The organism is Vibrio sp. Y176 (genome assembly GCF_033438945.1).
In genome coordinates, this window is sequence record NZ_JAWOQS010001216.1 from 1 (window position 1) to 512 (window position 512).

Below are 512 nucleotides of genomic sequence, written 5' to 3' on the forward strand. Positions count from 1 at the left end.
ATCGCGACGGATTTTGATCGTGACACCACTTCTGCCACGATTCCTGTGACCATTGTTGATGACCAACCAGTGATCACAAATGTTGCGCCAATCACGGTCGATGAAGATGACTTGAACAACATTGGTTCTGATCAAAAAGAAGCGCTTTCTATAGACGTTAAGTTCACTACGACTCAAGGCTCGGATAGTGTCGTCAGTTATCAGCTTGATGCGAGTGCGATGCCTGTTGATGGGCTTACTTCACAAGGTGTTGCGGTGACATTGAGTGAAACGGCCAACCCAGATGGCAGTTTTACTTATCAAGCCACCGCAGGTGGTAACGCTGTCTTTACCTTGATTGTTAACGCAGATGGTTCTTATAACTTTACGCTAGAAGGCCCTATCGACCATGCCAATGGTAGTGACGAGCTAACGCTGAACTTCCCGATTATTGCGACCGATTTTGATGGTGATACCAGTTCAGCGGTGATCCCAGTGACCATCGTAGATGACCAACCAACTATCACAAACGT

Annotated in this window: 1 pseudogene; it reads left to right on the forward strand. The window is 46.9% G+C overall.

Annotated elements, in window-relative coordinates:
* Window positions 1-512 (forward strand): annotated as a pseudogene (locus tag R7O13_RS31050) (hypothetical protein); the annotation flags it as partial.